This is a genomic window from Pseudonocardia sp. ZF1, from assembly GCF_056835605.1.
This window is the reverse complement of the sequence record NZ_JAJNBY010000001.1, coordinates 3,002,673-3,025,904: the sequence shown is the minus strand read 5'-3', so window position 1 is coordinate 3,025,904 and position 23,232 is coordinate 3,002,673. Positions and strand designations below refer to the sequence as shown.

The 23,232-nt window shown below is 74.2% G+C and carries 24 protein-coding genes and 1 pseudogene; 15 read left to right on the top strand and 10 right to left on the bottom strand.

From position 1 onward, the window contains the following. Position 1 precedes the first annotated feature (1 nt). The gene (locus ZF1_RS14690; RefSeq protein ID WP_482637529.1) at positions 2–1,303 is read right to left on the bottom strand and encodes a CitMHS family transporter; all 1,302 of its coding nucleotides are present in this window, start codon (positions 1,301–1,303) and stop codon (positions 2–4) included. 109 nt (positions 1,304–1,412) lie between these two features. On the opposite strand from ZF1_RS14690, the gene ZF1_RS14685 reads away from it, so the two are divergent. Continuing rightward, positions 1,413–2,372: a LysR family transcriptional regulator gene (locus ZF1_RS14685; RefSeq protein ID WP_251782495.1), complete on the top strand. Its 960-nt coding sequence runs from the start codon at positions 1,413–1,415 to the stop codon at positions 2,370–2,372. Here ZF1_RS14685 and ZF1_RS14680 read toward each other — a convergent pair. Beyond that, positions 2,369–3,106 carry a DUF6597 domain-containing transcriptional factor gene (locus tag ZF1_RS14680; RefSeq protein WP_482637528.1) on the bottom strand — a complete coding sequence of 246 codons (738 nt, stop codon included), beginning with the start codon at positions 3,104–3,106 and terminating at the stop codon, positions 2,369–2,371. The two genes, ZF1_RS14685 and ZF1_RS14680, sit on opposite strands and share 4 nt — an antisense overlap. Before the next feature lie 76 nt (positions 3,107–3,182). Then, on the bottom strand, positions 3,183–3,740 hold the full coding sequence (locus ZF1_RS14675; protein ID WP_346107368.1) for a YceI family protein: 558 nt from the start codon (positions 3,738–3,740) through the stop codon (positions 3,183–3,185). 90 nt (positions 3,741–3,830) lie between these two features. Between ZF1_RS14675 and ZF1_RS14670 the strand changes: the two genes are divergently transcribed. Both ZF1_RS14670 and lpdA read left to right on the top strand, forming a co-directional pair. Next, a complete protein-coding gene (locus ZF1_RS14670; RefSeq protein WP_346107370.1) occupies positions 3,831–4,349 on the top strand; it encodes a MarR family winged helix-turn-helix transcriptional regulator in 519 nt (172 codons plus the stop codon). Between the two features lie 9 nt (positions 4,350–4,358). Further along, positions 4,359–5,762 (top strand): dihydrolipoyl dehydrogenase, encoded by a 1,404-nt coding sequence (lpdA, locus tag ZF1_RS14665; protein ID WP_482637527.1) that lies wholly within the window; start codon positions 4,359–4,361, stop codon positions 5,760–5,762. Between the two features lie 102 nt (positions 5,763–5,864). On the opposite strand, the gene ZF1_RS14660 is transcribed toward lpdA, so the two are convergent. Further along, positions 5,865–6,059, bottom strand: a complete 195-nt coding sequence (locus tag ZF1_RS14660; protein WP_062395124.1) for a hypothetical protein — start codon at positions 6,057–6,059, stop codon at positions 5,865–5,867. Positions 6,060–6,225: 166 nt separating this feature from the next. Beyond that, positions 6,226–6,783: an NUDIX hydrolase gene (locus ZF1_RS14655; RefSeq protein ID WP_482637526.1), complete on the bottom strand. Its 558-nt coding sequence runs from the start codon at positions 6,781–6,783 to the stop codon at positions 6,226–6,228. A gap of 109 nt (positions 6,784–6,892) precedes the next feature. Here ZF1_RS14655 and dop point away from each other — a divergent pair, with 109 nt between their 5' ends. The 5 genes from dop (at position 6,893) to ZF1_RS14630 (ending at position 11,129) form a co-directional block, all read left to right on the top strand. Further along, the gene (gene dop / locus ZF1_RS14650; RefSeq protein WP_178373948.1) at positions 6,893–8,401 is read left to right on the top strand and encodes a depupylase/deamidase Dop; all 1,509 of its coding nucleotides are present in this window, start codon (positions 6,893–6,895) and stop codon (positions 8,399–8,401) included. A gap of 107 nt (positions 8,402–8,508) precedes the next feature. Then, entirely contained in the window at positions 8,509–8,706 is a 198-nt protein-coding gene (locus tag ZF1_RS14645; RefSeq protein WP_020626587.1) for a ubiquitin-like protein Pup, read from the top strand. 164 nt (positions 8,707–8,870) lie between these two features. Further along, positions 8,871–9,758, top strand: coding sequence for a proteasome subunit beta (gene prcB, locus ZF1_RS14640; RefSeq protein ID WP_083474099.1), 888 nt, complete (start codon positions 8,871–8,873; stop codon positions 9,756–9,758). A gap of 40 nt (positions 9,759–9,798) precedes the next feature. Next, positions 9,799–10,614 (top strand): proteasome subunit alpha, encoded by an 816-nt coding sequence (gene prcA, locus ZF1_RS14635; protein ID WP_208823746.1) that lies wholly within the window; start codon positions 9,799–9,801, stop codon positions 10,612–10,614. Next, positions 10,611–11,129 carry an SRPBCC family protein gene (locus ZF1_RS14630; protein WP_374107506.1) on the top strand — a complete coding sequence of 173 codons (519 nt, stop codon included), beginning with the start codon at positions 10,611–10,613 and terminating at the stop codon, positions 11,127–11,129. The genes prcA and ZF1_RS14630 overlap by 4 nt, the downstream gene beginning before the upstream one ends. 6 nt (positions 11,130–11,135) lie before the next feature. Here the strand turns inward: ZF1_RS14630 and ZF1_RS14625 are convergent, their stop codons facing one another. Beyond that, complete coding sequence (locus tag ZF1_RS14625) at positions 11,136–11,645, bottom strand: copper chaperone PCu(A)C domain-containing protein (protein ID WP_208823744.1); 510 nt, start codon at positions 11,643–11,645, stop codon at positions 11,136–11,138. Positions 11,646–11,733: 88 nt separating this feature from the next. On the opposite strand from ZF1_RS14625, the gene ZF1_RS14620 reads away from it, so the two are divergent. Continuing rightward, complete coding sequence (locus ZF1_RS14620) at positions 11,734–12,759, top strand: LLM class flavin-dependent oxidoreductase (RefSeq protein ID WP_073574829.1); 1,026 nt, start codon at positions 11,734–11,736, stop codon at positions 12,757–12,759. Positions 12,760–12,811: 52 nt separating this feature from the next. On the opposite strand, the gene ZF1_RS14615 is transcribed toward ZF1_RS14620, so the two are convergent. Beyond that, the gene (locus ZF1_RS14615; protein WP_062395109.1) at positions 12,812–13,759 is read right to left on the bottom strand and encodes a LysR family transcriptional regulator; all 948 of its coding nucleotides are present in this window, start codon (positions 13,757–13,759) and stop codon (positions 12,812–12,814) included. Between the two features lie 73 nt (positions 13,760–13,832). Here ZF1_RS14615 and ZF1_RS14610 point away from each other — a divergent pair, with 73 nt between their 5' ends. Next, the gene (locus tag ZF1_RS14610) at positions 13,833–14,789 is read left to right on the top strand and encodes a DMT family transporter (protein WP_482637525.1); all 957 of its coding nucleotides are present in this window, start codon (positions 13,833–13,835) and stop codon (positions 14,787–14,789) included. A gap of 9 nt (positions 14,790–14,798) precedes the next feature. Here the strand turns inward: ZF1_RS14610 and fdhD are convergent, their stop codons facing one another. Next, a complete protein-coding gene (gene fdhD, locus ZF1_RS14605; protein ID WP_482637524.1) occupies positions 14,799–15,626 on the bottom strand; it encodes a formate dehydrogenase accessory sulfurtransferase FdhD in 828 nt (275 codons plus the stop codon). A gap of 50 nt (positions 15,627–15,676) precedes the next feature. On the opposite strand from fdhD, the gene ZF1_RS14600 reads away from it, so the two are divergent. The 4 genes from ZF1_RS14600 to ZF1_RS14585 all read left to right on the top strand — a co-directional run bounded on the left by ZF1_RS14600 (position 15,677) and on the right by ZF1_RS14585 (position 21,530). Next, a complete protein-coding gene (locus ZF1_RS14600; protein WP_405417026.1) occupies positions 15,677–16,465 on the top strand; it encodes an NTP transferase domain-containing protein in 789 nt (262 codons plus the stop codon). 62 nt (positions 16,466–16,527) lie between these two features. Continuing rightward, positions 16,528–18,453, top strand: a complete 1,926-nt coding sequence (locus ZF1_RS14595; RefSeq protein WP_405417028.1) for a molybdopterin oxidoreductase family protein — start codon at positions 16,528–16,530, stop codon at positions 18,451–18,453. Then, the gene (locus ZF1_RS14590; protein WP_405417030.1) at positions 18,454–20,340 is read left to right on the top strand and encodes an NAD(P)H-dependent oxidoreductase subunit E; all 1,887 of its coding nucleotides are present in this window, start codon (positions 18,454–18,456) and stop codon (positions 20,338–20,340) included. Then, positions 20,337–21,530 (top strand): 2Fe-2S iron-sulfur cluster-binding protein, encoded by a 1,194-nt coding sequence (locus ZF1_RS14585; protein WP_482637523.1) that lies wholly within the window; start codon positions 20,337–20,339, stop codon positions 21,528–21,530. Before ZF1_RS14590 ends, ZF1_RS14585 begins: the two co-directional genes overlap by 4 nt. Here ZF1_RS14585 and ZF1_RS14580 read toward each other — a convergent pair. Beyond that, positions 21,481–22,083, bottom strand: coding sequence for a TetR family transcriptional regulator (locus ZF1_RS14580; RefSeq protein ID WP_062395095.1), 603 nt, complete (start codon positions 22,081–22,083; stop codon positions 21,481–21,483). The two genes, ZF1_RS14585 and ZF1_RS14580, sit on opposite strands and share 50 nt — an antisense overlap. Before the next feature lie 11 nt (positions 22,084–22,094). Beyond that, complete coding sequence (locus tag ZF1_RS14575; protein ID WP_482637522.1) at positions 22,095–22,640, bottom strand: pyridoxamine 5'-phosphate oxidase family protein; 546 nt, start codon at positions 22,638–22,640, stop codon at positions 22,095–22,097. Positions 22,641–22,819: 179 nt separating this feature from the next. On the opposite strand from ZF1_RS14575, the pseudogene ZF1_RS14570 reads away from it, so the two are divergent. Beyond that, positions 22,820–23,230, top strand: a pseudogene (locus ZF1_RS14570) (SDR family oxidoreductase); the annotation flags it as partial. Positions 23,231–23,232: the final 2 nt, after the last annotated feature.

Genomic DNA, 23,232 nt, shown 5'->3' with positions numbered 1-23,232 from the left:
CTCAGAGGTTCAGGGCGCCGGTGAGCAGCGCGACGACGGTCATGACGGCGGTGGTGCCGAACGCCCACCCGAAGACGAACCGCTGGTGGCGGCCCAGCTCGACGGCGGTGAGCCCGAGCAGGATGAAGGTCGAGGCGGTGAGCGGGCTGAGCGGGAACCCGGTGGTCATCTGGCCCAGGATCGCGGCCCGGGCGACCTCCGCCGGGTCGCCGCCCAGCGCGGCCGAGGTCTCCGCCAGCACCGGCAGGACGCCGAAGTAGTACGCGTCCGGGGTGAACACCAGGCTGAGCGGCATCGAGGTCAGCGCCACCGCGACGGGGAGCACGCCGCCCGCGCCCTCGGGGACGAGCCCGACCAGCGACTGCGCCATCGCGGCGATCATCCCGGTGCCGCCCAGGACGCCGGTGAACACGCCCGCCGCGAAGATCATCGCCGTCACCAGCACGACGTTGTGGCCGTGCTTCTCGAACAGCGCGCGCTGGCCGTCCCAGGTCGGCCGGTTGACCAGCAGTGCGACGACGAAGGCGCAGAGGAACACCACCGGCAGGTCGGCCAGCTGCAGGAGCAGCACGACGACCAGGGTCAGGGTGAGCACGACGTTGACCACGAACCGGACCCGGTCGGCCCGCGACCGCACGGCGGGCGCCCCGGCGGCCCCGGGTGCGTCGGCGGGCTCGGGCAGCGCGACGACGCCGAGGCGGGCGCGTTCGCGGCGGCCGATGACCCAGGCCGCGAGCAGCACCCAGGCGATCCCGGCGGCCATGGCGGGCAGCAGCGGCACGAACACGTCGGAGGCGGTGAGGTCGAGCGCGGCCATCGCCCGCGCCGTCGGGCCGCCCCACGGGATCATGTTCATCACCCCGGCCCCGAGGCACACCAGCGCCGCCAGCACGATCCGGCGCATCCCGAGCCGGTCGTAGAGGGGCAGCATGGCGCTCACCATGATCAGGAAGGTGGAGGCGCCGTCACCGTCGAGGGCGACGAGCACGGTCAGCGCGGCCGTGCCGACGCAGATCTTCAACGGATCCCCGCCCGCCCACCGGACCACCCGGCGGATCGCCGGGTCGAACAGCCCGGTGTCGAGCATCAGGCTGAAGTACAGGATCGCGAAGGTGATCATGATGGCGACCGGGGCGACGGTCTCCAGACCGGTCGCGACGTACTCGCCCAGCCCGCCGCCCAGCCCGGCGGCGACGGCGGCGGCGGCCGGGACGACGGTCAGGGCCAGCAGCACCGACACCCGCCCGGACAGCACGGCCGCCAGGAACACGGCGATGGTCAGGAATCCGATCGCGGCGAGCATCGTCGACCTCCTCGTCGGCGTCCGGGCCGGCATCGGCCCGGACGTACGGTGCGGGCCGGAACCTATGATCGTCAAAGACCGAATCCGGATCGACTGATGCGGTGGCGACATGGATCTGACGTTGCAGCAGCTCAGGACGGTGGTCGCGGTGCACGACGCGGGGGGATTCACCGCGGCCGCGGCCGTGCTGCGGACTGCGCAGCCCTCGCTGAGCCGCACGGTCGCCGAGGTCGAGCGGCTGCTCGGGGCGCGGCTCTTCGAGCGGACCACCCGCCGCCTGGAACCGACCCCGGCCGGCGCGGCGGTCGTCGCGGCCGCGCGCCGGGCCCTCGACGGGGTCGCGGCGGAGCTGCGCCACGTCGAGCACGTCCTGGACGGGCAGGCGGGCACCGTGCGGATCGCGACGCTGCCGTCGCTCGCGGCGATCCTGCTCCCGGGGGTGGTGTCGGCGTTCCTGCGCCGCCGCCCGGGGGTCCGCCCGGAGATCTCCGACGCCCTCGCCGACGAGGTCACCGAGCGGGTGCGTTCCGGCCGGGCCGACCTCGCCGTCACCGTGGTGCACGGCCGGGCCCCCGAGGACCTCCTGGTCACCCCGGTGGCCGCCGACCGGTTCTGCGCCCTGCTGCCTCCCGGTCACCCGCTCGCCGGGCGCCCGGAGCTGCGCTGGACCGACCTCGACGGCGAGGAGTTCGTCGACTTCGACGCGTCCACGAGCATCCGCCAGCACGTGGACCGGGCGCTGGCCGAGTCGGGCAGCCGCCCCGGGCGCGGCGTCGCGGCCCGCAACATCGCCGCGGTCGCGGGGCTCGTCGCGGCCGGACTCGGCGTGACGGCCGTGCCCGGGCTGGTGGTGCCGCTCACCGGTTTCGCCGGACTGGCCGCGGTCCCGCTCGCCGATCCGGTCGTCCGGCGGCGGATCGCGCTGGTGCTCCCGCGCGGACGCCGCCCCGTCCCGGCCGCGTCCGCGTTCGCCGGGCTGCTGACCGGGGCGTCGGTACGGCCGCCCCTGCCGGCGCACGCGCGGTGGGCGGCACCGGTCGCGCCTCCCGGCACGGGGGACCGGGCCTAGGAGCCCGGCCGGGCGGCGACCGGGAGGGCGCCGGGGGACACCCCGGCCAGGGCCCGGACCTCGCGGGACAGGTGGGGCTGGTCGGCGTAGCCGGTGCGGGCGGCGACCGCGGCCGGGGGGACGCCGTCGTACAGCAGCGCGGCCGCGGCCCGGAAGCGCAGCACCCGCCGTGCGACGGCCGGTCCGTACCCGAGAGTGGCGACGCAGCGGCGGTGCAGGGTGCGTCCGGTGACGCCGAGCCGGTCGGCCAGCTCCGCGGCGGGCATGCCCCCGGCCAGGGCGCGCAGCGCGGGACGGGGGAGCGGGGCGGGCGTCCGGTCGTCCGCGGCCGCCGCCTGCAGGGCGAGGGCCAGCCGGGCGAGCCACGCGGCGTCGCCGGTGTCGCCGTCGCCGGCGGAGGTGGGCCGGAGCAGCCGGCGCCGGCCGGGGTCGAGCACGTCGGCGAGCGGGACCCGGCGGTCGCGCAGCGCGTCGGCCGGGACGCCCAGCAGGGCCGGGAGGGCGCCGGGGCGGAAGCGCAGGCCGGTGGTCACGCCGCCCGCGGGCGAGCCGGCGAGGTGCGCCGCGGTGTCGGGACCCGCGACGACCGCCCGGCCGCCGGACAGGAGCAGGTCCATGCAGCCGTCGGGGAGGACCCGCTGGGTGTGCGGCGCGGTACCGGTGTGCGCCCGCCAGGCCACCTCGACGACCGCGCGCAGCGGCCCGGTGGGAGGCGTCTCGGCGTAGCTGCGCACACGGTCAGGCTACGGACGCGCCGCGACCCCGGGCCGCGGGTGCGGTCCGGGGTCGCGCAGGCGTGCGAGGGTGCGGTCAGGCGGTCTTCAGGACGGCCTCGATCTCGAGCAGGACGCTGATCTTGTCGCCGACGACGACGCCGCCACCGTCCATCGGCAGCTCGATGTCGACCCCGAACTCGGAGCGCTTGACGGTGGTCGTGGCGGTGAAGCCGGCGCGGGTGCCGCCGTAGGCGTCCGGGCCGAAGCCGCCCAGCTCGAGGTCGAACTCGACGGGACGGGTGACGCCCTTGATCGTGAGGTCGCCGGCCAGGACGAAGTCCTCACCCTTGGCGGTGAGGCCGGTGGAGCGGAAGGCCCACTCCGGGTACTTCTCGACGTCGAAGAAGTCGGCGGAGCGGATGTGGCCGTCGCGCTGCTCCTGGCCGGTGGTCAGCGAGGTGGCGTCGACGGTCGCGGTGACGCTGGAGTCCTCGAACTTCTCCGCGGTGACGAGCTCGCCCGAGACGCCGGTGAAGCGCCCGCGGACCTTGCTGACCATCATGTGACGGACGGAGAACGAGACGTCGGAGTGCGCCGCGTCGATGTCCCAGGTGCCGACGACGTAGCCGGGGATCGTGGTGGCCGTGGTCATGATGTCTCCTCGCGAGATGGTTGAACTTTCACTTGTTGAGAGCGATACTAGGGACAACAAGAGAAACGCTCAAATGTTTCGGAGGGTGCTGTGGGTCACACACGCTGGCTCGACGACGAGGAGCAGCGGACGTGGCGGGCGTTCCTCGCCGCGCAGCGGCTGGTGTCGGACAAGGTCGAGCGACGGCTGCAGTCCGGGGCGGGGATGCCCCAGGCGTACTACGAGATCCTGGTCCGCCTGTCCGAGGCGCCGGACCGCACTCTGCGCATGAGCGTCCTCGCGGACTCCGCGCTGTCCTCGCGCAGCCGGGTGTCGCACGCGGTGGCCCGGATGGAGGAGGCGGGCTGGATCGAGCGGCGGTCCTGTCCCACCGACCGCCGCGGCCAGCTGGCCCGGCTGACCGACCGCGGCTTCGAGGTGCTGGCCGGTGCGGCCCCGGACCACGTCGAGAGCGTCCGCGAGGCGGTGTTCGACGGGCTGACCCCTGCCCAGCAGGCCGGGCTGCGCGAGGCGTGCGAGGCGGTCGTCGCGCACCTGTCCGGTGGCGGGGAGTGGCCCGTGACCCGGGACTCGGGACCGGACGGCCCGGACCCGGCCCAGGCGTCCTAGGCTGGGCACATGCCTCATTTCGACGTCGTCGTACTCGGAGCCGGACCCGGTGGATACGTGGCGGCCATCCGTGCTGCCCAGCTCGGCCGCAGTGTGGCGGTGATCGAGGAGAAGTACTGGGGCGGTGTCTGTCTCAACGTGGGCTGCATCCCCTCCAAGGCGCTGCTGCGCAACGCCGAGATCGCGCACATCGTCACCAAGGAGCAGAAGACCTTCGGTCTGTCCGGTGAGGTGTCGCTCGACTTCGGCGCCGCCTTCGACCGCAGCCGTTCGGTCGCGGACGGTCGCGTCAAGGGCGTGCACTTCCTGATGAAGAAGAACAAGATCACCGAGCTCGACGGGTTCGGCCGGTTCACCAAGCCGGGCGAGATCGAGGTCGAGCTGTCGAAGGGCGGCAACGAGACCGTCACCTACGACGACGTGATCATCGCTGCGGGCTCCACCGTCAAGCTGCTGCCGGGCACCGAGCTGTCCGACCGCGTCGTGACCTACGAGGAGCAGATCCTCACCCGCGAGCTGCCGGAGAGCGTGATCATCGCCGGTGCCGGTGCGATCGGCGTCGAGTTCGCGTTCGTGCTGGCCAACTACGGCGTCGACGTCACCATCGTCGAGTACCTGGACCGGCTGCTCCCGCTCGAGGACGCGGACGTGTCCAAGGAGCTGCTCAAGGCCTACAAGAAGCTCGGCGTGACGGTGCGGACCTCCACGAAGGTCGAGTCCATCACCGACGACGGCAAGGGTGTCACCGTCTCGGTCTCCTCGTCCAAGGGCAGCGAGGAGCTGCGCGCGGACAAGGTCGTGCAGGCGATCGGCTTCGCCCCGCGGGTCGACGGGTACGGCCTCGACAAGCTCGGCGTGAACCTCACCGAGCGCGGCGCCATCGAGATCGACGACTACATGCGCACCAGTGTGGAGCACGTCTACGCCATCGGTGACGTCACCGCGAAGCTCATGCTCGCCCACGTCGCCGAGGCGCAGGGCATCGTCGCCGCCGAGACCCTGGCGGGCGCCGAGACCCAGGAGCTGAACTACAAGATGATGCCGCGCGCGACCTTCTGCAACCCGCAGGTCGCGTCGTTCGGCTACACCGAGACCGAGGCCCGCGAGTTGGCCGACGAGAAGGGCTGGAAGGTCAACACCGCGACCTTCCCGTTCACCGCGAACGGCAAGGCGCACGGCATGGCCGAGCCCGCCGGCTTCGTCAAGCTGATCGCCGACGACACCTACGGCGAGCTGCTGGGCGGGCACATCATCGGCGCCGAGGCGACCGAGCTGCTGCCCGAGCTGACCCTGGCCCAGAAGTGGGACCTGACCGTCCACGAGATGGCGCGCAACGTGCACGCGCACCCGACCCTGTCGGAGTGCCTGCAGGAGGCGATCCACGGCCTGGCCGGCCACATGATCAACTTCTGATCACGGCCGCGACGGGCCCGTGTCCCACCCGGGATGCGGGCCCGTCGCGCTGTCCGGCCCCGCCTCCGGGTGCACGGGGACCCGCCGGCGGGGCGGGGAGGGTCAGGACCGGCGGGAGTCCGGCTCGCGGCGGGCGGTGTGCTCGCGACGCGTGGTGGAGCCCGCGGCGGCGCGCTGCTCGTGGCGCTCGGCGGCCAGTGCCGCCTCCACCGCGGCCTGCACGGCGGCGGTGTTGACGTCGGGATCGATCAGCCTGGCGGCGGCGAGGGAACGGGCCGAGACCGAGATGCTGACCATGGGTGACTCCTGGAACTGTCGCGTGGTGGGCGTGGTGGGCGTCGGGGAGGCTCCACGCTGGGCCCTTCCCGGGGTGGCGTCGCGCGACCCGCCCGGTGTCGACCGATTCAGGTACCGATGTGGGTGACGTATGTTACCCACTGGTAAACGCGCTGGCCCGAGGACCTTAACGGACGAGGTCGGCCAGCAGCAGGCGGGTGACGTACAGGCCGTCGGGGACCCAGGCCCGGTCCGGCGCGCCGATCCGGGCCGCCAGCTCGTCGAGGGTCCACCAACCGCCCTCGGCCACCTCCGAGGGCTGGTGGGTCACCGGGCCGTCGGAGAAGGCGCGGTAGACGTGCACGTGGGCCCGCAGACCGTCCGGGCCGGTGCCGGGCCCGGTGTCGACACCCAGCGCGGCGGCGTCGAAGGCGACCACGGCCAGCTTCTCCAGCGGCACGCCGGTGATGCCGAGCTCCTCGCCCAGCTCGCGGGCGGCGCACGCGTCGGGGGTCTCGCCCTCGTCGAGGACCCCGCCGGCGAGGCAGTCCCACATCCCGGCCATGACCAGCTTGGTGTCGGTGCGACGGTGCACGTAGACCCGCGTGCCGTCGGCGGAGCGGAGCAGGACCGCCGTCGTGGCGTGCCACAGCGAGCGCGCGTAGACCTCGCCGCGTTCGGCGACGCCGGTGGGCGCGCCCCCGGCGTCGAAGACGGTCAGGCGCTCACATGCGGGATCGGTCACGCCACGATGATCCCGCCGGGCCTCGGTGCACCCCGGGTGGGGGCGCGGACGGTTAGTCTCGTGCAATGCACTCTCGCGCAGGGGGCCGGTCGTGACGGCCCGCCGGATCATGGGCACCGAGGTGGAGTACGGCATCGCCGTGCCCGGTGACCCCACCGCGAACCCCGTCGTCACCTCGACGCAGGTGGTGCTGGCCTACGCCGCCGCGGCGGACGTGCCCCGCAACCGCCGGGCGCGCTGGGACTACGAGGTGGAGTCGCCGCTGCGCGACGCCCGGGGGTTCGACCTGTCGGCGCCGTCGCTGGCGCCGCAGCTCGACACCGACCTCGACGACCTCGGCGCGGCGAACGTCATCCTCACCAACGGCGCCCGGTTCTACGTCGACCACGCCCACCCGGAGTACTCCACTCCCGAGGTCCTGTCCCCGCGCGACATCGTGACCTGGGACAAGGCCGGCGAGCGCATCATGCTGGAGGCGGCGAACCGCGCGGCCACCGTGCCGGGCGCGCCGCGGATGCAGCTCTACAAGAACAACGTCGACGGCAAGGGCGCCAGCTACGGCTCCCACGAGAACTACCTGATGGCCCGGACGACGACGTTCCCGTCGATCGTCACCGGCCTCACCCCGTTCTTCGTGACCCGCCAGGTCGTCTGCGGCGCCGGCCGGGTCGGCCTCGGCCAGCAGGGTGACGAGGCCGGCTACCAGATCGCCCAGCGCTCGGACTACGTCGAGGTCGAGGTCGGGCTGGAGACCACGCTCAAGCGCGGCATCATCAACACCCGCGACGAGCCGCACGCCGACGCCGACAAGTACCGCCGCCTCCACGTCATCATCGGCGACGCGAACCTGTCCGAGATCTCGACGCTGCTCAAGGTCGGCACCACCGCCCTGGTCCTCGACATGATCGAGAAGGGGCGCTCGTTCGAGGACCTGCGCCTGGCCGAGCCGGTGAAGTCGGTCTCGCGGATCAGCCACGACCCGACGCTGCAGCGGACCGTCCCGCTGGCCGACGGCCGTCACCTCACCGCGGTGCAGATCCAGCAGGAGTACCTGGCCCGCGCGGTCGAGCACATGGAGCAGACCGTCTCCCCGCGCCGCGAGGAGTGGGACCCCGACACCCGCGAGGTCGTCGAGGAGTGGGAGTCGGTGCTGGTCGACCTGGAGCGCGACCCGATGCTGACCGCCGACCGGCTCGACTGGACGGCCAAGCTCAAGCTGCTCGAGGCCTACCGCGAGCGCGACGGCCTGACCTGGGCGTCGGGCCGGCTCGGGATGGTCGACCTGCAGTACTCCGACGTGCGGCTGGCCAAGGGTCTCTACAACCGGCTCGTCACCCGCGGGTCGATGCGCCGGCTGGTCACCGAGGAGCAGGTCGCCGCGGCGATGACCGAGCCGCCCGAGGACACCCGCGCCTACTTCCGCGGCACCTGCATGGGCCGGTTCCCGGTCGAGGTCGCCGCCGCGTCCTGGGACTCGGTGATCTTCGACCTGGGCCGCGAGTCCCTGGTGCGCATTCCGACACTCGAGCCGCTGCGCGGGACCCGCAAGCACGTGGGGGAGCTGTTCGAGGCGGTGTCGACGGCCGAGGAGCTGGTCGACAAGCTCACCGCCTCCTGAGCCCGCCCGCCGGGGGGAGCGGATCACACGCCGCTGCGCAACAGGCGATTTTGTCGCCCCCGGTGGGTAGGGTGAACCTGCAGGCAACTCTGCGAGGAGGAGGCGTCATGTCCCAGGAGCAGACCAAGCGCCAGGGTGGCGGCGACGGAGACGACGAGTCCGGGGAGAACGCGTCCGGATCCGGTCAGGAGCGCCGCGAGAAGCTCGGTGAGGACGTCGACACCATCCTCGACGAGATCGACGACGTGCTGGAGGAGAACGCGGAGGACTTCGTGCGGTCCTACGTGCAGAAGGGCGGTGAGTGAGCCCCACGAGGCCACTCACCCTGCCGCACCCCGGCACCAGCAGTACCGTCCCGGCCGGGTCCGCACCTGCGGGCCCGGCCGTGCCGGAAGGGCCGCGGACCCCGCCGACGTGGGGGAGCGGGACCACCGGCGCACGCAGTTCGAACGAAAGGCACGTCCGAGAGATGGAGTTCCGGCCGTCGGTCACCTCCGGGCTGGTGCCCGGGCACCACACGGGTCAGCTCGGCACCTTCCTGACCGGGTCGCAGTCGTTCTCCGACTTCGTCGGCGGCGCGGCCCCGCACCTGCTCCCCGGCGCGGGCCTGGACCGGACAGCCGGTCCCGGCACCTCCGCCGACGCCCTGGGCGTCCCGCACGGCACCACGATCGTCGCGCTGCTGTTCGCCGGCGGCGTCGTGATCGCCGGCGACCGGCGCGCGACCGCGGGCAACGTGATCGCCCAGCGCGACATCGAGAAGGTGTTCGTCACCGACACCCACTCCGCCGTCGGCATCGCCGGCTCCGCGGGGATCGCGCTGGAGATGGTCCGGCTGTTCTCGGTCGACCTCGAGCACTACGAGAAGCTCGAGGGCGTCCCGCTCTCGCTCGACGGCAAGGCCAACAAGCTCGCCGGCATGGTCCGCCAGAACCTGGGCGCGGCGATGCAGGGCTTCGTCGTCGTCCCGCTGTTCGCGGGCTACGACACCGACGCCGCCGACCCGGCGCAGGCCGGCCGGATCGTCACCTTCGACCCGACCGGCGGCCGGTACGACGAGAACCTCGGCTTCCACGCGGTCGGTTCCGGCTCGGTGTTCGCGAAGTCGTCGCTGAAGAAGCTGCACGACCCGGCCGCGGACCTCGACGGCGCGGTGCGCACCGCGGTCGAGGCGCTCTACGACGCCGCGGACGACGACACCGCCACCGGTGGGCCGGACACGGTGCGGCGCATCTACCCGGTGGTCGTCGGCATCACCGCCGAGGGCGCCGTGCGCCGCGACGACGCCGAGATCGCCGCCGTCGTCGACCAGGTGATCGCCGGGCGCCGGGAGCGCCCTGGCGGTCCGTCCCGCTGACCCCCTCCCCGCACGAAGCACGAGCCTGGAGCGCCTCCCCATGACGATGCCGTTCTACTCCTCCGTCGACCAGCTGCTGCGCGACCGTTCCGAGCTAGCCCGCAAGGGCATCTCGCGCGGCCGCAGCGTGGTCGTGCTGACCTACGCCGGTGGCGTGCTGTTCGTCGCGGAGAACCGGTCGACGGCGCTGCACAAGGTCTCCGAGATCTACGACAAGATCGGCTTCGCCGCGGTCGGCCGGTACAACGAGTTCGAGAACCTGCGTACCGGCGGGATCCGGATGGCCGACTTCCGCGGGTTCACCTACGACCGGCGCGACGTGACCGGCCGGATGCTGGCCAACGCCTACGCCCAGGCGCTGGGCACCGCGTTCGTGGAGCAGCAGAAGCCCTTCGAGGTGGAGCTCTGCGTCGCCGAGGTGGGCGTCGAGGCGGCCGGGGACCAGCTGTACCGGATCACCTACGACGGGTCGATCACCGACGAGCCGCGCTTCGTCGTCATGGGCGGTCAGACCGAGCCGATCTCGCAGAAGCTGTCCGAGACCTACGAGTACGGCCTGGAGCTGGGCGCGGCGATCGAGGTGGCGCTGGGCGGGCTGCAGGTGCCGGGCGCGGACCCGGCGTCGCCCGGCAACGGCGCGAACGCGCAGCCGCGGGTCCTGGGCGCCGAGGCGCTCGAGGTCGCGGTGCTCGACCGGACCCGGCCACGGCGGACCTTCCGCCGTCTCGAGGGTGCGGCGCTGGCCGACCTGCTCCCGGCCGCGAACCGCGGCACCGAGGAGCCCGAGCCCGACGTGGCGGGCGGGGACGACACCCCGGCCGCCGGTGGGGCACTGGGCGGGGACGGGGCGTCCTGACCCGCTTCTCCGCGACCACCGCGTCCGAGGCCGTCGTGACGGCCTCGCGAGACGACGTCTGGCGCGTCCTGACCGATCCCGATGTGCTGCCGACGCTGACGCCGCTGCTCAACCGGATCGACGCCGACTCCGCGCGGGACGCGGCCGTCGACGGCTACGAGCTGTGGCGCTGGCACATGGTGCGGATCGCGGTGCTCGGGGTGGGCATCAAACCGGTGTTCACCGAGCGGATGACCTTCGTCGAGGGCAAGCGGATCGAGTTCACCCATGCGCCGCCCACCGGAGTCAGCGAGTGGGCGGGCGCGGAGGGCTACTACGCGCTGAGCGACGCCGACCCGGAGCCGGACGGCTCGCCGGCGACGCATCTGGAGATCTCGCTGACCGTCGACGTCGACATGCCGCTGTCGCGGCTCGCGGCGCCGGTGGTGACCCGGACGATGAAGGCGACGATGGACGCGACCGGGGACCGGTTCGCGGCCAACCTGCTGCGTCGCCTCGGGGCGCGCGAGCGCTGAGCGGGTTCAGCCGCGGTCCGGGTTGTCGACCGGGAGCTCCAGGGTGATCGACCCGGCGCGCTCGAAGGTGAGGGTGACCGGGTAGGTCGGGCCGACCGACAGTGCCTGGCGCAGGTCGTCGAGGGTCACCGTGGCCCGGGTGACCGACGCCGCGCCGGCGGGGACGGTGGACCCGGTGTCCCCCACCAGCAGCGTCGCGCCGCCGAGCAGGGCCTGCTCGCCGCCGACGGCGACGTCCTCGGCCAGCGGGGAGCTCGCCGAGACCAGCCGGTCGGCGGTGTCGCCGCTGTTGACCGCGACGAGGCGCAGCCCGACGTCGGAGCCCGCGGGGTGGGCGATCCCGCCCTCGGCGTCGTCGGCGGGTGCGATGGCCGCGTCGCGGATCTCGATCGTGCCGATCGAGGCGACCGCGTCGCCCGCGGTGCCCATCGGGTCGTCCAGGTCGACGGTGGGTGCGGCGGTGCCGCACCCCGCGAGCAGGAACAGGGCCAGCAGTGCGGGCGCGGTACGTCGCATGTGCCCGGGTTCCCCGTTCCGGGCCCGTCCACGCACGGTCCGTCTCCGTGGCATGATGGTTGAAGAATCAACCATATTGGGGGAGCGGATGAGCGACATCGTCTTCGGCATGGACACCTTCGGCGACGTGCCGGTGGGCGACGACGGCACGCCGCTGTCGCACCCGCAGGCCATCCGCCAGGTCGTCGACGAGGTGGTGCTGGCCGACGGGGCCGGCGTCGACGTCGTCGCGCTGGGGGAGCACCACCGCCCCGAGTACGCCATCACCACCCCGGAGACGGTGCTCGCCGGGATCGCGACCCGTACCTCCCGGATCCGGCTGTCCTCCGGCGTCACCGTGCTCAGCTCGGACGACCCGGTGCGGGTGTACCAGCGCTTCGCCACCCTCGACGCGCTGTCCGACGGCCGTGCCGAGGTCATCGTGGGCCGCGGCTCGTTCACCGAGTCCTTCCCGCTGTTCGGCTACTCCATGAACGACTACGAGCAGCTGTTCGAGGAGAAGCTGGAGCTGTTCGTGCAGCTCCTCGACGAGAAGCCGGTGACCTGGCGGGGCGCCACCCGCGCCGCGCTCGACGGCGTCGAGGTCTTCCCGACGACCGGCCGCCGGCTGCCCGTGTGGGTCGGTGTCGGCGGCTCGCCGGAGTCGGTGGTCCGCACCGCCCGCCACGACCTGGGCCTGATGCTCGCCATCATCGGCGGCCCGGCCGGACGCTTCGCGCCCTACGTCGACCTCTACCACCGCGCCGTCGAACAGTTCGGGCACGCGGCGAAGCCGGTGGGCATGCACTCGCCGGGCTTCGTCGCCGACACCGACGAGGAGGCGAAGGAGATCTTCTTCGCCCCGTACAAGGCGCAGATGGACCGGATCGGCGCCCAGCGCGGCTGGCCGCCGCTGGACCGCGCCCGGTTCGAGGCCGAGGTCTCCGGCGGTGCGCTGCACGTCGGGTCCCCCGAGACGGTGGCCCGCCGCATCGCCGACTCGATCCGCTCGCTGGGCGCCCAGCGCTTCGACCTGATCTACACCGTCGGGCCGCAGCCGGTGTCCGCCCGGCTGCGCGCGGTCGAGCTGTACGGCACCCGGGTCATCCCGATGGTGCGCGACATGCTCGCCTGAGCGGACCCACACTCCCCCCGGCGGCCGGAGGGAGTGGCTGCGGCCCCGGGACTCAGGCGGGGATGATGCGGGCCGCCGCGGCGCGCAGGCCGTCGACCAGGGCGCGCAGGGCGGGGAGGTCGGCGTCGGACCCGCGGGTGGCCAGGACCAGTGAGCGGCCCGCCGCGGGCCGGCAGGGCAGCAGGCGCACGCCGTCGTCGGCGGTGACCGGGACCGGGCCGGTGCCGCCGGGGACCGCGGACCCCGCCACCGCCATGCCCGGGACCAGCGCGATCGCGAGCCGCGCACGGACCAGCGCCAGCTGGGTGGCGAAGTCGCCGACCCGGTAGCGGATGTCCGGTTCGGTCCCGACGCCGCGCAGCAGCTGCAGCAGCGCCTCGTAGGGCTCGGTGCCGACCGGGCCGGAGGTCCACACCCGCCCGGCCAGGGTGCGCAGCGGCACCGGGTCGGGCCCGGTGAGCGGGTCGTCGGCGGGGACGGCGAGCATCGCGGGCTCGGTGGCCAGCGCGGTCACCCGGATCCCCGCGGGCAGCCGGGCCGGACGCTGGGTCCAGCTCTCCATGAGCACCGCGTCCAGGTCGCGCGACTGCAGCGCGGGCAGCAGGTCGACGACCTCGCCGTCGTCGACGGTGGGGACCAGCCGGGGGTGCGCGGCGGCCAGTCCGTCGATGACCTCGGGCAGCAGGGTCCGCAGGGCGCTCGCGACCGAGCCGATCCGCAGGGGTCCGGCGGCGTCGTCGTGCAGGGCGGCGAGGTCGCGCTCGGCGCCGGCGACGGTCGCCGCCGCGGTGGCCGCGTGCCCGGCCAGCACGTGCCCGGCCGCGGTGAGCCGGATCCCCCGCCCGTCCGGTTCGACGAGCCGGGTGCCGGTCTCACGTTCGAGCTTGCGCAGCTGCTGGGTCACCGCGGGCCCGGTGATGTGCAGCGCGGCCGCGGCGGCGCCGACCGAACCGTGCTCGGCGACGGCGTCGAACACCCGCAGCCGGTCCCAGGAGATCACACAGCACAGCTTATCGGTACCGGGTAGGAACAATCATTGGAGCTTCGCGGTGCCGGCGGGGATCGTGGAGCACGTGAACGCACGCACCACCCCCGATCCGCACTCCGCCCTCCTTCTCGTCGCCGGCGCCTCGGTCCTGGCCTGGACCGGCATCCTCGTCGCGCTCGCGGGCGCCGACCCGGCGACGGCGTCGGTCTGGCGGTGCGTGCTCGCCCTGGTCGTGCTGGGGCCGTGGGCACTGGCCGAGTACCGCCGCGCCGGTGGCCTCCCGCCGGCGACGGTCGGCTGGTCCCTGCTGTCCGGGGTGTTCCTCGGTGCGGACTTCCTCCTGTGGACCCGCGCGGTGCTCGACGCGGGCGCCGGGATCGCGAACGTGGTGCTCAACATCCAGGTGCTGGCGCTGCCGCTGATCGCCTGGGTCGTCGCGGGGGAGCGGGTCCCGCGCCGGCTGGTGTACGCGGCGCCGCTGCTGCTGGGCGGCATCGCGCTGGCCGGCGGGGTGCTCGGCGCCGGGGTGGGTGGACCCGAGCCGGTGCGCGGCGCGGTGCTCGGCACCCTCGCCGGGATCGCCTACGCCGGGTTCCTGCACCTGAACCGCTCGGTGTCGCGGGGCCGCCCGGGTCACCTGGTGACCCCGGTCGCGCTGGCGACCGTCGGGGCCGGGGTGACCTGCGGGATCGTCGCCGTCGCCGGGGGCGGGATCGCGGTCGCCCTGCCCGCGACGACCTGGGCCTGGCTGATCGTGCTGGCACTGGCCGGGCAGGTGGTGTCCTGGGTGCTGATCGGGCGCGGCTCGGCCGGGCTGGCGCCGGGCACCGCGGGGGCGCTGCTGCTGGTGCACCCGGTGCTGTCGGTGGTGCTCGGCATGCTGGTGCTCGGGGAGACCCTGACCGCGTGGCAGGTCGCGGGCTGCGCGCTGGTCGTCGCCACCGTCGCCGCGCTGGTCGGTCCGGCCGGGACCACCGGGCGGCTGCGACGGGTGGTGGACCGCCACGAACGGGCCTGGGCCACGCTCACCCCGCGGGCCTGACCCGCCTGGTCAGAGCTCGATGCGCTCGGCCCCCGTGTAGACGTTGCCGGTCCGCCCGCGCAGGAACCCGACCAGGGTCATCCCGGACTCCTCGGCCAGCTCGACGGCCAGCGACGACGGCGCCGACACCGCCGCGAGCATCGGCACCCCGGCCATCACGGCCTTCTGCACCAGCTCGAACGACGCCCGCCCCGACACCATCAGCACGGTGCCGGTGGCGGGCACCCGGCGGTCCATCACCATCCGGCCCAGCACCTTGTCCACCGCGTTGTGCCGGCCCACGTCCTCGCGGGCGGCGAGCAGGCCGCCGTCGGCGTCGAACAGGGCGGCGGCGTGCAGCCCGCCGGTGGAGCCGAACACCTTCTGGTGCTCGCGCAGCCGGTCGGGCAGCTCCAGCAGCAGCTCCCGGCCGATCCGCAGCGGGTCCGCGGCCGGGGAGTGGCGGGTCTTGAGCTTCACCGCGTCCAGCGAGGCCTTTCCGCACACCCCGCACGACGAGGTGGTGTAGAAGTTCCGCTCCACCGACGCGTCCGGCGGGGCGACGCCCTCGGCCAGGTCCACGTCGAGCACGTTGTAGGTGTTGCGGCCCTGCTCGTCGACGGAGTTGCAGTAGCGGGCCCCGGCCAGGTCCAGCCCGGAGCCGATCACACCCTCGGTCAGCAGGAACCCGTGCGCGAGCTCCACGTCGTGGCCGGGGGTGCGCATCGTCACCGACAGCGCCTTCCCCCCGACGCGCAGCTCCAGCGGCTCCTCGGCCACGAGGGTGTCCGGCCGCGAGCGGGTGCTGCCGTCCGCGTTCAGGTGCAGCACCGGTCGCCGCACGGTGAGCCGTCCCATTCCGATCCCCTCCCGCTGTCGACCCCCAGGGTAGGAGGAGGATCGGCCGCGTGCGCGGGTACGGGGGTCGGCGGCCGGGGGCGGGGATCGTGCCGGCGGGCGGTGCGTCCTCGCGGATGGGGTCGGCGAAGGCGTCGCTGGACTGGCACGGGGCGGCACTGCTGACCCGCACCGTCGCCGTACTGGGCCGGGCGGTGGACGGGCCGCTGGTCGTGGTGCGTGCCGCCGGGCAGGAGCTGCCGGAGCTGCCGCCGGGCACCGAGGTCGTCGACGACCCGGTCCCCGGGCTCGGCCCGCTGCCCGCGATCGGCGCCGGGCTGGCCGCCGTCGCGGGCCGGGCGCAGGCGGCGTTCGTCGCGTCGGTCGACCTGCCGCTGCTGCACCCCGCCTTCGCCGCCCGCGTGCTGGACCTGCGCGGGGAGCACGACGTCGCGCTGCCCGAGGCGTTCGGGCACCACCAGCCGCTCGCCGCCGCCTACGCCACCGCACTCGCCCCCGTGATCGACGGGCTGACCGCGGCCGGGCAGGGCCGCCCGCCGTCGCTGTTCGACCGGGTCGCGGTGCGCCGGCTCGGCGAGCAGACCCTGCGCAGCGACCCGGTACTGGCCCGCCTCGACCCGGACCTGGCGTCGCTGACCAACGTCAACACCCCCGCCGAGCTGGCCGCGGCCCGGGCCCGCCCGCTGCCCGCGGTGCGGCTGGTCGAGGGGGGCGTGATCCGCACCGTCCGCGCCCGCACGGCGGGGGAGCTGGGGCGCCCGGTGGCCGTCGCGGGCGGGACGGGGCCGCTGCCGCCGTGGTTCCCGCTGGTGACCGGTGACGAGCTCGAAGGGGTGTGACGGGGGTCTCGACCTTGCTACGGTGCGGAGGCCGAAGGTCACCACCACCCCGGAGGTCGACGATGACCGCCACCCGCCCGCAGGGATCGCGCCGGGGCTTCCGCCCCCGCCACGTCCGCCTCACCGAGCCGCTGGTCCGCGAGAACGGGGTGCTGCGCCCGGCGTCCTGGGACGAGGCCCTCGACCGTGCCGCGGCCGGGTTCGCCGGTGTCCCGGGCGACCGCTTCGGCATGTTCAGCTGCTCCAAGGCGACCAACGAGATGAACTACGTCGCCCAGAAGTTCGCCCGGGCGGTGATGGGCAGCAACAACGTCGACAGCTGCAACCGCACTTGACACGCTCCCAGCGTCGTCGGTCTGACGGCAGTGTTCGGTGCCGGCGGCGGCACCTCCGCCTACGTCGAGGCGGAGAACGCCGACCTCCTCGTCCTGTGGGGTAGTAACGCCCGCGAGACGCACCCGATCTTCTTCCACCACGTGCTGCAGGGGATCCGCAAGGGCGCCCGGATGTTCTCGGTCGACCCGCGCCACACCTCCACCGCGCACTGGGCGGACTCCTGGCTCGGGCTCGACGTGGGCACCGACATCGCGCTGGCCAACGCGGTCGGCCGCGAGATCATCCACGCCGGGCTGGTGAACCACGCGTTCGTCGAGCGCTCCACCACCGGCTTCGAGGACTACCGGGCCGCGGTGGAGCCGTACACGCTGGAGCGCGCCGAGGAGATCACCGGGGTACCGGCGTCGTCGATCCGGGAGCTGGCGCACGCCTACGGCCGCGCCGACCGCGCCCAGATCTGCTGGACCCTGGGCATCACCGAGCACCACAACGCCGCCGACTACGTCTTCGCCCTGATCAACCTCGCGCTGCTGACCGGGCACGTCGGCCGCTACGGCTCCGGCCTGGTGCCGCTGCGCGGGCAGAACAACGTGCAGGGCGGCGGCGACATGGGTGCCATCCCGGCCAAGCTGCCCGGCGGCTACGACGTCGGCGACGCCGAGGCCCACGCCCGTTTCCACGCCGTCTACGGCGGCGTCGAGTTCCCCGACCGTCCCGGCCGGCACCTGTCGCAGATGTTCGAGGCGATGGAGGCCGGACAGATGAGCGCGCTGTACTGCATCGGGGAGAACCCGGCCGAGTCCGAGGCCGACGCCACCCACGCCCGGCACCTGTTGTCCTCCCTCGACCACCTCGTCGTCCAGGACATCTTCCGCACCGCGACGGCCGAGCTCGCCGACGTCGTGCTGCCCGCGGCCGCGGACTGGTGCGAGTACGAGGGCACCGTCACCAACTCCGAGCGCCGCGTCCAGCGGGTCCGCAAGGCCCTCGACCCGCCGGGCCTGGCCCGCCCCGACACCCACATCATCTGCGGCGTCGCGCAGCGGCTCGGGCACGACTGGGGCGAGCCGACGGCCGAGCAGGTGTGGGACGAGCTGCGCTCGGTGTCGCTGAACTGGCACCACGGCATGAGCTACGACCGCCTCGACGCGCTCGGCGGCATCCAGTGGCCCTGCCCCGCCGAGGACCACCCGGGCACCCCGCTGATGCACACCCGGCTGTGGGCCGACGACCCGGACGAGCGCGGCGCGCCGGCGCCGTTCACCCCGGTCGAGCACGTCCCGCCGGCCGACGAGCTCACCGAGGAGTACCCGATCCGGCTCACCACGGTGCGGCTGCTCGACGCCTACAACTCCGGGGTGCAGACCGGCGGCTACGCCTCGCCGCTGCGCCGCCGCGAGTCGCTGCGCATCGACGCGGCCGACGCCGCCGCGCTCGGCGTCACCGACGGCGACCGGGTGCGGGTCACCAGCCGTCGCGGCAGTGTCGAGGCGCCGGTGTGGGTCGACCGGTCGCTGCGGCCGGGGCTGGCGTCGTTCACCCCGCACTTCACCGAGCAGGTCGACGTCAACGCGCTCACCAACGACGCCTGGGACCCCAAGTCGGGCACCTCGGAGTTCAAGGCGACCGCCGTGCGGATCGAGAGGCTGTGAATGGATCTCCACATCTCCACCGCCGCACCGACCGCGGCCGAACGGGACACGATCGACGCCGCGTTCGCGCTGCTCGCCCCCACCGCCGCGGACGCCACCGCCGGGGACCGGCCGACCCGGTCGGCGCACGCCGGGCACGCCGCCCGCTCGCGGCGCCACCTGCTGCTGCCGCTGCTGCACGCGGTGCACGACGCGGCGGGCTGGCTGTCGGAGGGGTCGCTGAACCACGTCGCGCGGACGCTGCAGGTCCCGCCGGCCGAGGTGTACGGCGTCGCCACCTTCTACGCGATGTTCTCGGTGGAGCCGCGCGCGCCGCGGGTGGTGCACGTCTGCGACGACGTGGCGTGCGGCCCGTCCGGCGGCGAGGAGATCGTCGCGGCGCTGGAGCGCGACCTCGACGGCGGGCGCGCCTGCGTGGTGCGCAGCCCCTGCCTGGGACTGTGCGAGCGGGCGCCCGCGGTGCTGCACCAGCGCGCGGGCGAGCCCGACCTGTCCCAGGCCCCCGCGACCCCGCAGGCCGTCCTCGCCGCGGCGCACGCGCCCGCCGACCCGGCCGGGGAGCAGGCGGCCGAGGCCGACCGGGCCTTCGCCGACACCACCGTCTCGGCCCCGCAGACCCGGACCGGGGAGCACCTGCGGCTGCTGCGCCGGGTCGGCGTCGTCGACCCCACCTCGCTCGACGACTACCGCGCCCGCGGCGGTTACGCGGCCCTGCGCCGCGCGGTCCGCCTCGGCGCCACCCGGGTGATCGCCGAGCTCAAGGACGCCTCGCTCACCGGGCGCGGCGGCGCCGCGTTCCCCACCGGCGTCAAGTGGGAGGGTGTGGCGCAGTCCCCGGAGCGCCCGCACCACCTCGTCTGCAACGCCGACGAGTCCGAGCCGGGCACCTTCAAGGACCGGGTGCTCATGGAGGGCGACCCGTTCGGCCTGGTCGAGGCCATGACGATCGCCGGCTACGTCACCGGCGCCACCGTCGGGCACCTCTACATCCGCGGCGAGTACCCGCTGGCCACCCGCCGGCTGCAGGACGCGATCGCCGCGGCCCGGGCGCGCGGCCACCTCGGCGACGACGTGATGGGGGAGGGCTTCGCCTTCGACATCGACCTGCGCCGCGGGGCGGGCGCCTACATCTGCGGTGAGGAGACCGCGCTGCTGGAGTCGATCGAGGGCTACCGGGGCGAGCCGCGGAACAAGCCGCCGTTCCCGGCGACCTCCGGGCTGTTCGGGAAGCCGACCGCGATCAACAACGTCGAGACCCTCTACAACGTGCTGGAGGTGCTGAACATCGGCGGCGGGGCGTTCGCCGCGGTCGGCGGGGGCCGGTCCACCGGGTCGAAGCTGTTCTGCGTGTCCGGTGCCGTCGGTGCCCCCGGGGTGTACGAGGTCGACTTCGGCACCACCCTGCGCGAGCTGCTCGACCTCGCCGGGGGCACCCGCGGCACGCTGCGCACCGTGCTGCTGGGCGGCGCCGCGGGCGGGTTCGTCCTCCCGCAGGACCTCGACGTGCCCCTCACCCTGGAGGGGGCCCGCGACATCGGCGCCACCCTCGGGTCCGGCGTCGTGCTCGTGTTCGACGACCGTGCCGACCTCACCGCCACCCTCCGCCGGATCGCGGCCTTCTTCCGCGACGAGTCCTGCGGGCAGTGCGTGCCGTGCCGGGTCGGGACGGTCCGCCAGGAGGAGGCACTGGCCCGGCTGGAACGCGGTGCCCCGCTCGGGTCGCGGGAGACCGAGCTGGGCCTGCTCGACGACCTCGCCCGGGTCATGCGCGACGCGTCGATCTGCGGGCTCGGGCAGACCGCGCCGTCGGCCGTCGCCTCGGCACTCGACCTGGGGCTGATCGCGGCGCCGTCGCACTCGTCGAACGGACACGGGGGGCGTCGATGACCACGACCGGCGGGAAGGGCCCGATGGGGCCGGGCGGCGGCTCGCGCGCGCCCCGGGCCGGGGAGGTCGACGGTGCGCCCGAGGCGGGCGCCTCGTCCGGCGACGGCACCCCCGGCGACGGGCCCGGCGCGGGGGAGGGCGTCGCCGCCCTGCACCGCACGAACGGGGCCGGCGCGGTCGGCGTGACCGTCGCCGACCCGGCGGGCTCCGGTCCCGGACCGGCCGAACGGCTCGCCGGCGGCCCGGTGATGCTCGGCGCGATCCGGCGCACCGTGACCGTCTCCCTGGACGGCACCGAGGTCCGGGTCCCGGAGGACGCGACGATCCTCGACGCCCTGCACCGCGAGGGCTCGCCCGCCCAGGCCGACACCCCCACCCTGTGCTGGGCGCCGAACATGGACCCGGTGAACGCCTGCCGGGTCTGCGTGGTCGAGGTCGAGGGCTCCCGCGCGCTGGTGCCCTCCTGCGCGCGGCGCTGCGAGGACGGCATGGAGGTGCGGACCGACACCGACACGGTCCGGCACAGCCGCCGGATGGTCCTCGAACTGCTGGCGTCCTCGGTGGACATGACCCAGGCGAGCGCCGACGTGGCGCGCTGGATGACCGACTACGGCGTCGACCCCGACCGCTACGGCCCACCCGCCCCGCCGGCCGCGGCGGGGGAGCGCGACCGCCGCCACGCCGGTCACCACCCGGCCCCCGACGGCGCGACCCGGGCCACCGTCGCCCAGCCCGTGAAGATCGACAACGAGCTCTACGTGCGGGACTACTCGCGGTGCATCATGTGCTACAAGTGCGTCAACGCCTGCGGGACCGACGCCCAGTTCACGTTCGCGATCGCCGCCGCGGGCCGCGGGTTCGACGCCCGCATCGCCACCGAGCACGACGTCGAGCTGCCCGGGTCGGCCTGCGTCTACTGCGGCAACTGCATCGGGGTCTGCCCGACCGGGGCGCTGAAGTCCGTCGCCGAGCACGACCGCCGCGAGGCAGGCGACTGGCACCCCGACGAGGAGACCGTCACGACGACGATCTGCTCGTTCTGCGGGGTCGGCTGCAACCTGGAGCTGCACGTGCAGCGGGGCGAGATCGTCAACGTCACCAGCCCGGCGGACCACTCGGTCACCCACGGGCACCTGTGCATCAAGGGCCGGTTCGGGTTCCGGCACGTGCAGAACCTGCCGGAGGCGTGAGCACCGCGGCCACGAACCGGGTCAGCTCCCGCTCCACGTGCTCGGCCACCGGCAGCCGGGGGTCGAAGCTCCACCACAGCAGGGTGCCCTGCCAGTGGGTCGCCAGGAGCGCGCCGGCGCCGTCCGGGGCGCCCGGGGTGCCGGCCAGGCACGCGTCGAGGACGTCGGTGAGCGCCTGCCGCCAGGCGGCGCCCCGCCGTCGGACGTCGGGGTCGAGGAGGTCCTCGCGCAGGACCAGCAGTGCGTCGGCGTAGCTGTCGATCCCGCCGTACTGCCCCGACAGCCCGACCAGGAACGCTACGGCGCCCTCCGGCGTGCGCTCCGCCTCGGCGCCGCTCCCGGCGGTCTCGCGGTCGAGCCGGTCCCACGCGTGCAGCAGGGTCCGGCGCAGCAGGTCGGACTTGCCGCCGAAGCGCTGCACGAGCGTGGCCGGGGCCAGCCCGCTCGCCCCGGCCAGCGCGGCGAAGGTGAGCGCCTGCGGCCCGCGGGCGTGCAGCACGTCGAGGGCGGCGTCGAGGACGTCCGCGTCGGGGACCTGCTTGCGACGGGGCACGGCTCACCCTCTCAGGCGGGCGGCGCCGTCGACGCCGCGGACCCGGCGAGGCCGGCCGGGTCGGGGCTGTAGGCGACGATCCAGGTCGGCTCGATCCGGTAGAAGACGACCTCGTCCCAGACGAACCCCTCCGGTCCGTAGCAGCGCTGCAGGTGGTCGAGGGTCGCGGGCCACCGGGGGTGCGCGGGCGCGCCGGCCGGGTTGAGCGGGTGCGCGGTCCCGTGCGTGAAGATCCCGAGGTCGTCGCCGCGCAGGTGGGCGGCGCTCACCGCGGGGCGGTCCGCGAGGTGACGTGCCTTCACGGCGCCGGGGTCGGTGCCGACGACCCACGCGCCGTGCAGGAAGTGTCCGTCCACACCACTGACCCGGGGCTCGCCGCGCCGCGTGGTGGTGGCCAGCGCCAGGGTGCAGATCCCGGTGGCGACCCGGACGAGCTGCGCGGCGGTCAGCGTCCGTTCCCCCGGGGTGACGATGCTGCGCAGGTGGTCCCCGGCTCCGGAGACGGAGGCGTCCAGCAGTCGCTGGAGGTCGGTGAGCTCGGTGGTCGTCTCGAACATGCCGGTGGTCGGTCCCCTCGTCGGCTCGGGTGGGCTCCGACGAACATAACCGAATGCTCGTTTACAAACAACTCGGTCCCTGGCAGGCTGCCCGGTGTGACGGACCTGAGGGACAGGGTGGCGCTGGTGGCGGGCGCGACGCGCGGCGCCGGGCGGGGGATCGCGGTCGAGCTGGGCGCCGGCTCAACGTCTTCTACGACCTGGCCAAGATCGCGCCCATCCGGCTGGCCCGGTCCTGGGCGCACGAGCTGCGCGGGCACGGCGGGACCGCGGTCGCGGTCACCCCGGGCTGGCTGCGCTCGGAGATCATGCTGGAGCAGTTCGGGGTCACCGCCGACACCTGGCGCGACGCGTGCGTGACCGAGCCGCACTTCGCGATCTCGGAGAGCCCGCGGTTCGTCGGCCGCGGGATCGCCGCGCTGGCCGCCGACCTCGACCGGCACCGCTGGAACGGCCGCTCCACCTCCTCGGGCGAGCTCGGGCGGGTCTACGAGGTCGACGACGTCGACGGGTCCCGGCCCGACGCCTGGCGCTACGTCACCGAGGTCCAGGACGCGGGACTGCCCGCCGACACGACCGGCTACCGGTGAGG

Bases quoted from the DNA above. Each gene is read 5' to 3' on its own strand.
- ZF1_RS14690 (WP_482637529.1), bottom strand. From the start codon at position 1,303: ATGCTCGCCGCGATCGGATTCCTGACCATCGCCGTGTTCCTGGCGGCC.
- ZF1_RS14685 (WP_251782495.1), top strand. From the start codon at position 1,413: ATGGATCTGACGTTGCAGCAGCTCAGGACGGTGGTCGCGGTGCACGAC.
- ZF1_RS14675 (WP_346107368.1), bottom strand. From the start codon at position 3,740: ATGACCACGGCCACCACGATCCCCGGCTACGTCGTCGGCACCTGGGAC.
- lpdA (WP_482637527.1), top strand. From the start codon at position 4,359: ATGCCTCATTTCGACGTCGTCGTACTCGGAGCCGGACCCGGTGGATAC.
- ZF1_RS14660 (WP_062395124.1), bottom strand. From the start codon at position 6,059: ATGGTCAGCATCTCGGTCTCGGCCCGTTCCCTCGCCGCCGCCAGGCTG.
- dop (WP_178373948.1), top strand. From the start codon at position 6,893: ATGGGCACCGAGGTGGAGTACGGCATCGCCGTGCCCGGTGACCCCACC.
- ZF1_RS14645 (WP_020626587.1), top strand. From the start codon at position 8,509: ATGTCCCAGGAGCAGACCAAGCGCCAGGGTGGCGGCGACGGAGACGAC.
- prcB (WP_083474099.1), top strand. From the start codon at position 8,871: ATGGAGTTCCGGCCGTCGGTCACCTCCGGGCTGGTGCCCGGGCACCAC.
- prcA (WP_208823746.1), top strand. From the start codon at position 9,799: ATGACGATGCCGTTCTACTCCTCCGTCGACCAGCTGCTGCGCGACCGT.
- ZF1_RS14625 (WP_208823744.1), bottom strand. From the start codon at position 11,645: ATGCGACGTACCGCGCCCGCACTGCTGGCCCTGTTCCTGCTCGCGGGG.
- ZF1_RS14620 (WP_073574829.1), top strand. From the start codon at position 11,734: ATGAGCGACATCGTCTTCGGCATGGACACCTTCGGCGACGTGCCGGTG.
- fdhD (WP_482637524.1), bottom strand. From the start codon at position 15,626: ATGGGACGGCTCACCGTGCGGCGACCGGTGCTGCACCTGAACGCGGAC.
- ZF1_RS14590 (WP_405417030.1), top strand. From the start codon at position 18,454: ATGGATCTCCACATCTCCACCGCCGCACCGACCGCGGCCGAACGGGAC.
- ZF1_RS14585 (WP_482637523.1), top strand. From the start codon at position 20,337: ATGACCACGACCGGCGGGAAGGGCCCGATGGGGCCGGGCGGCGGCTCG.
- ZF1_RS14575 (WP_482637522.1), bottom strand. From the start codon at position 22,640: ATGTTCGAGACGACCACCGAGCTCACCGACCTCCAGCGACTGCTGGAC.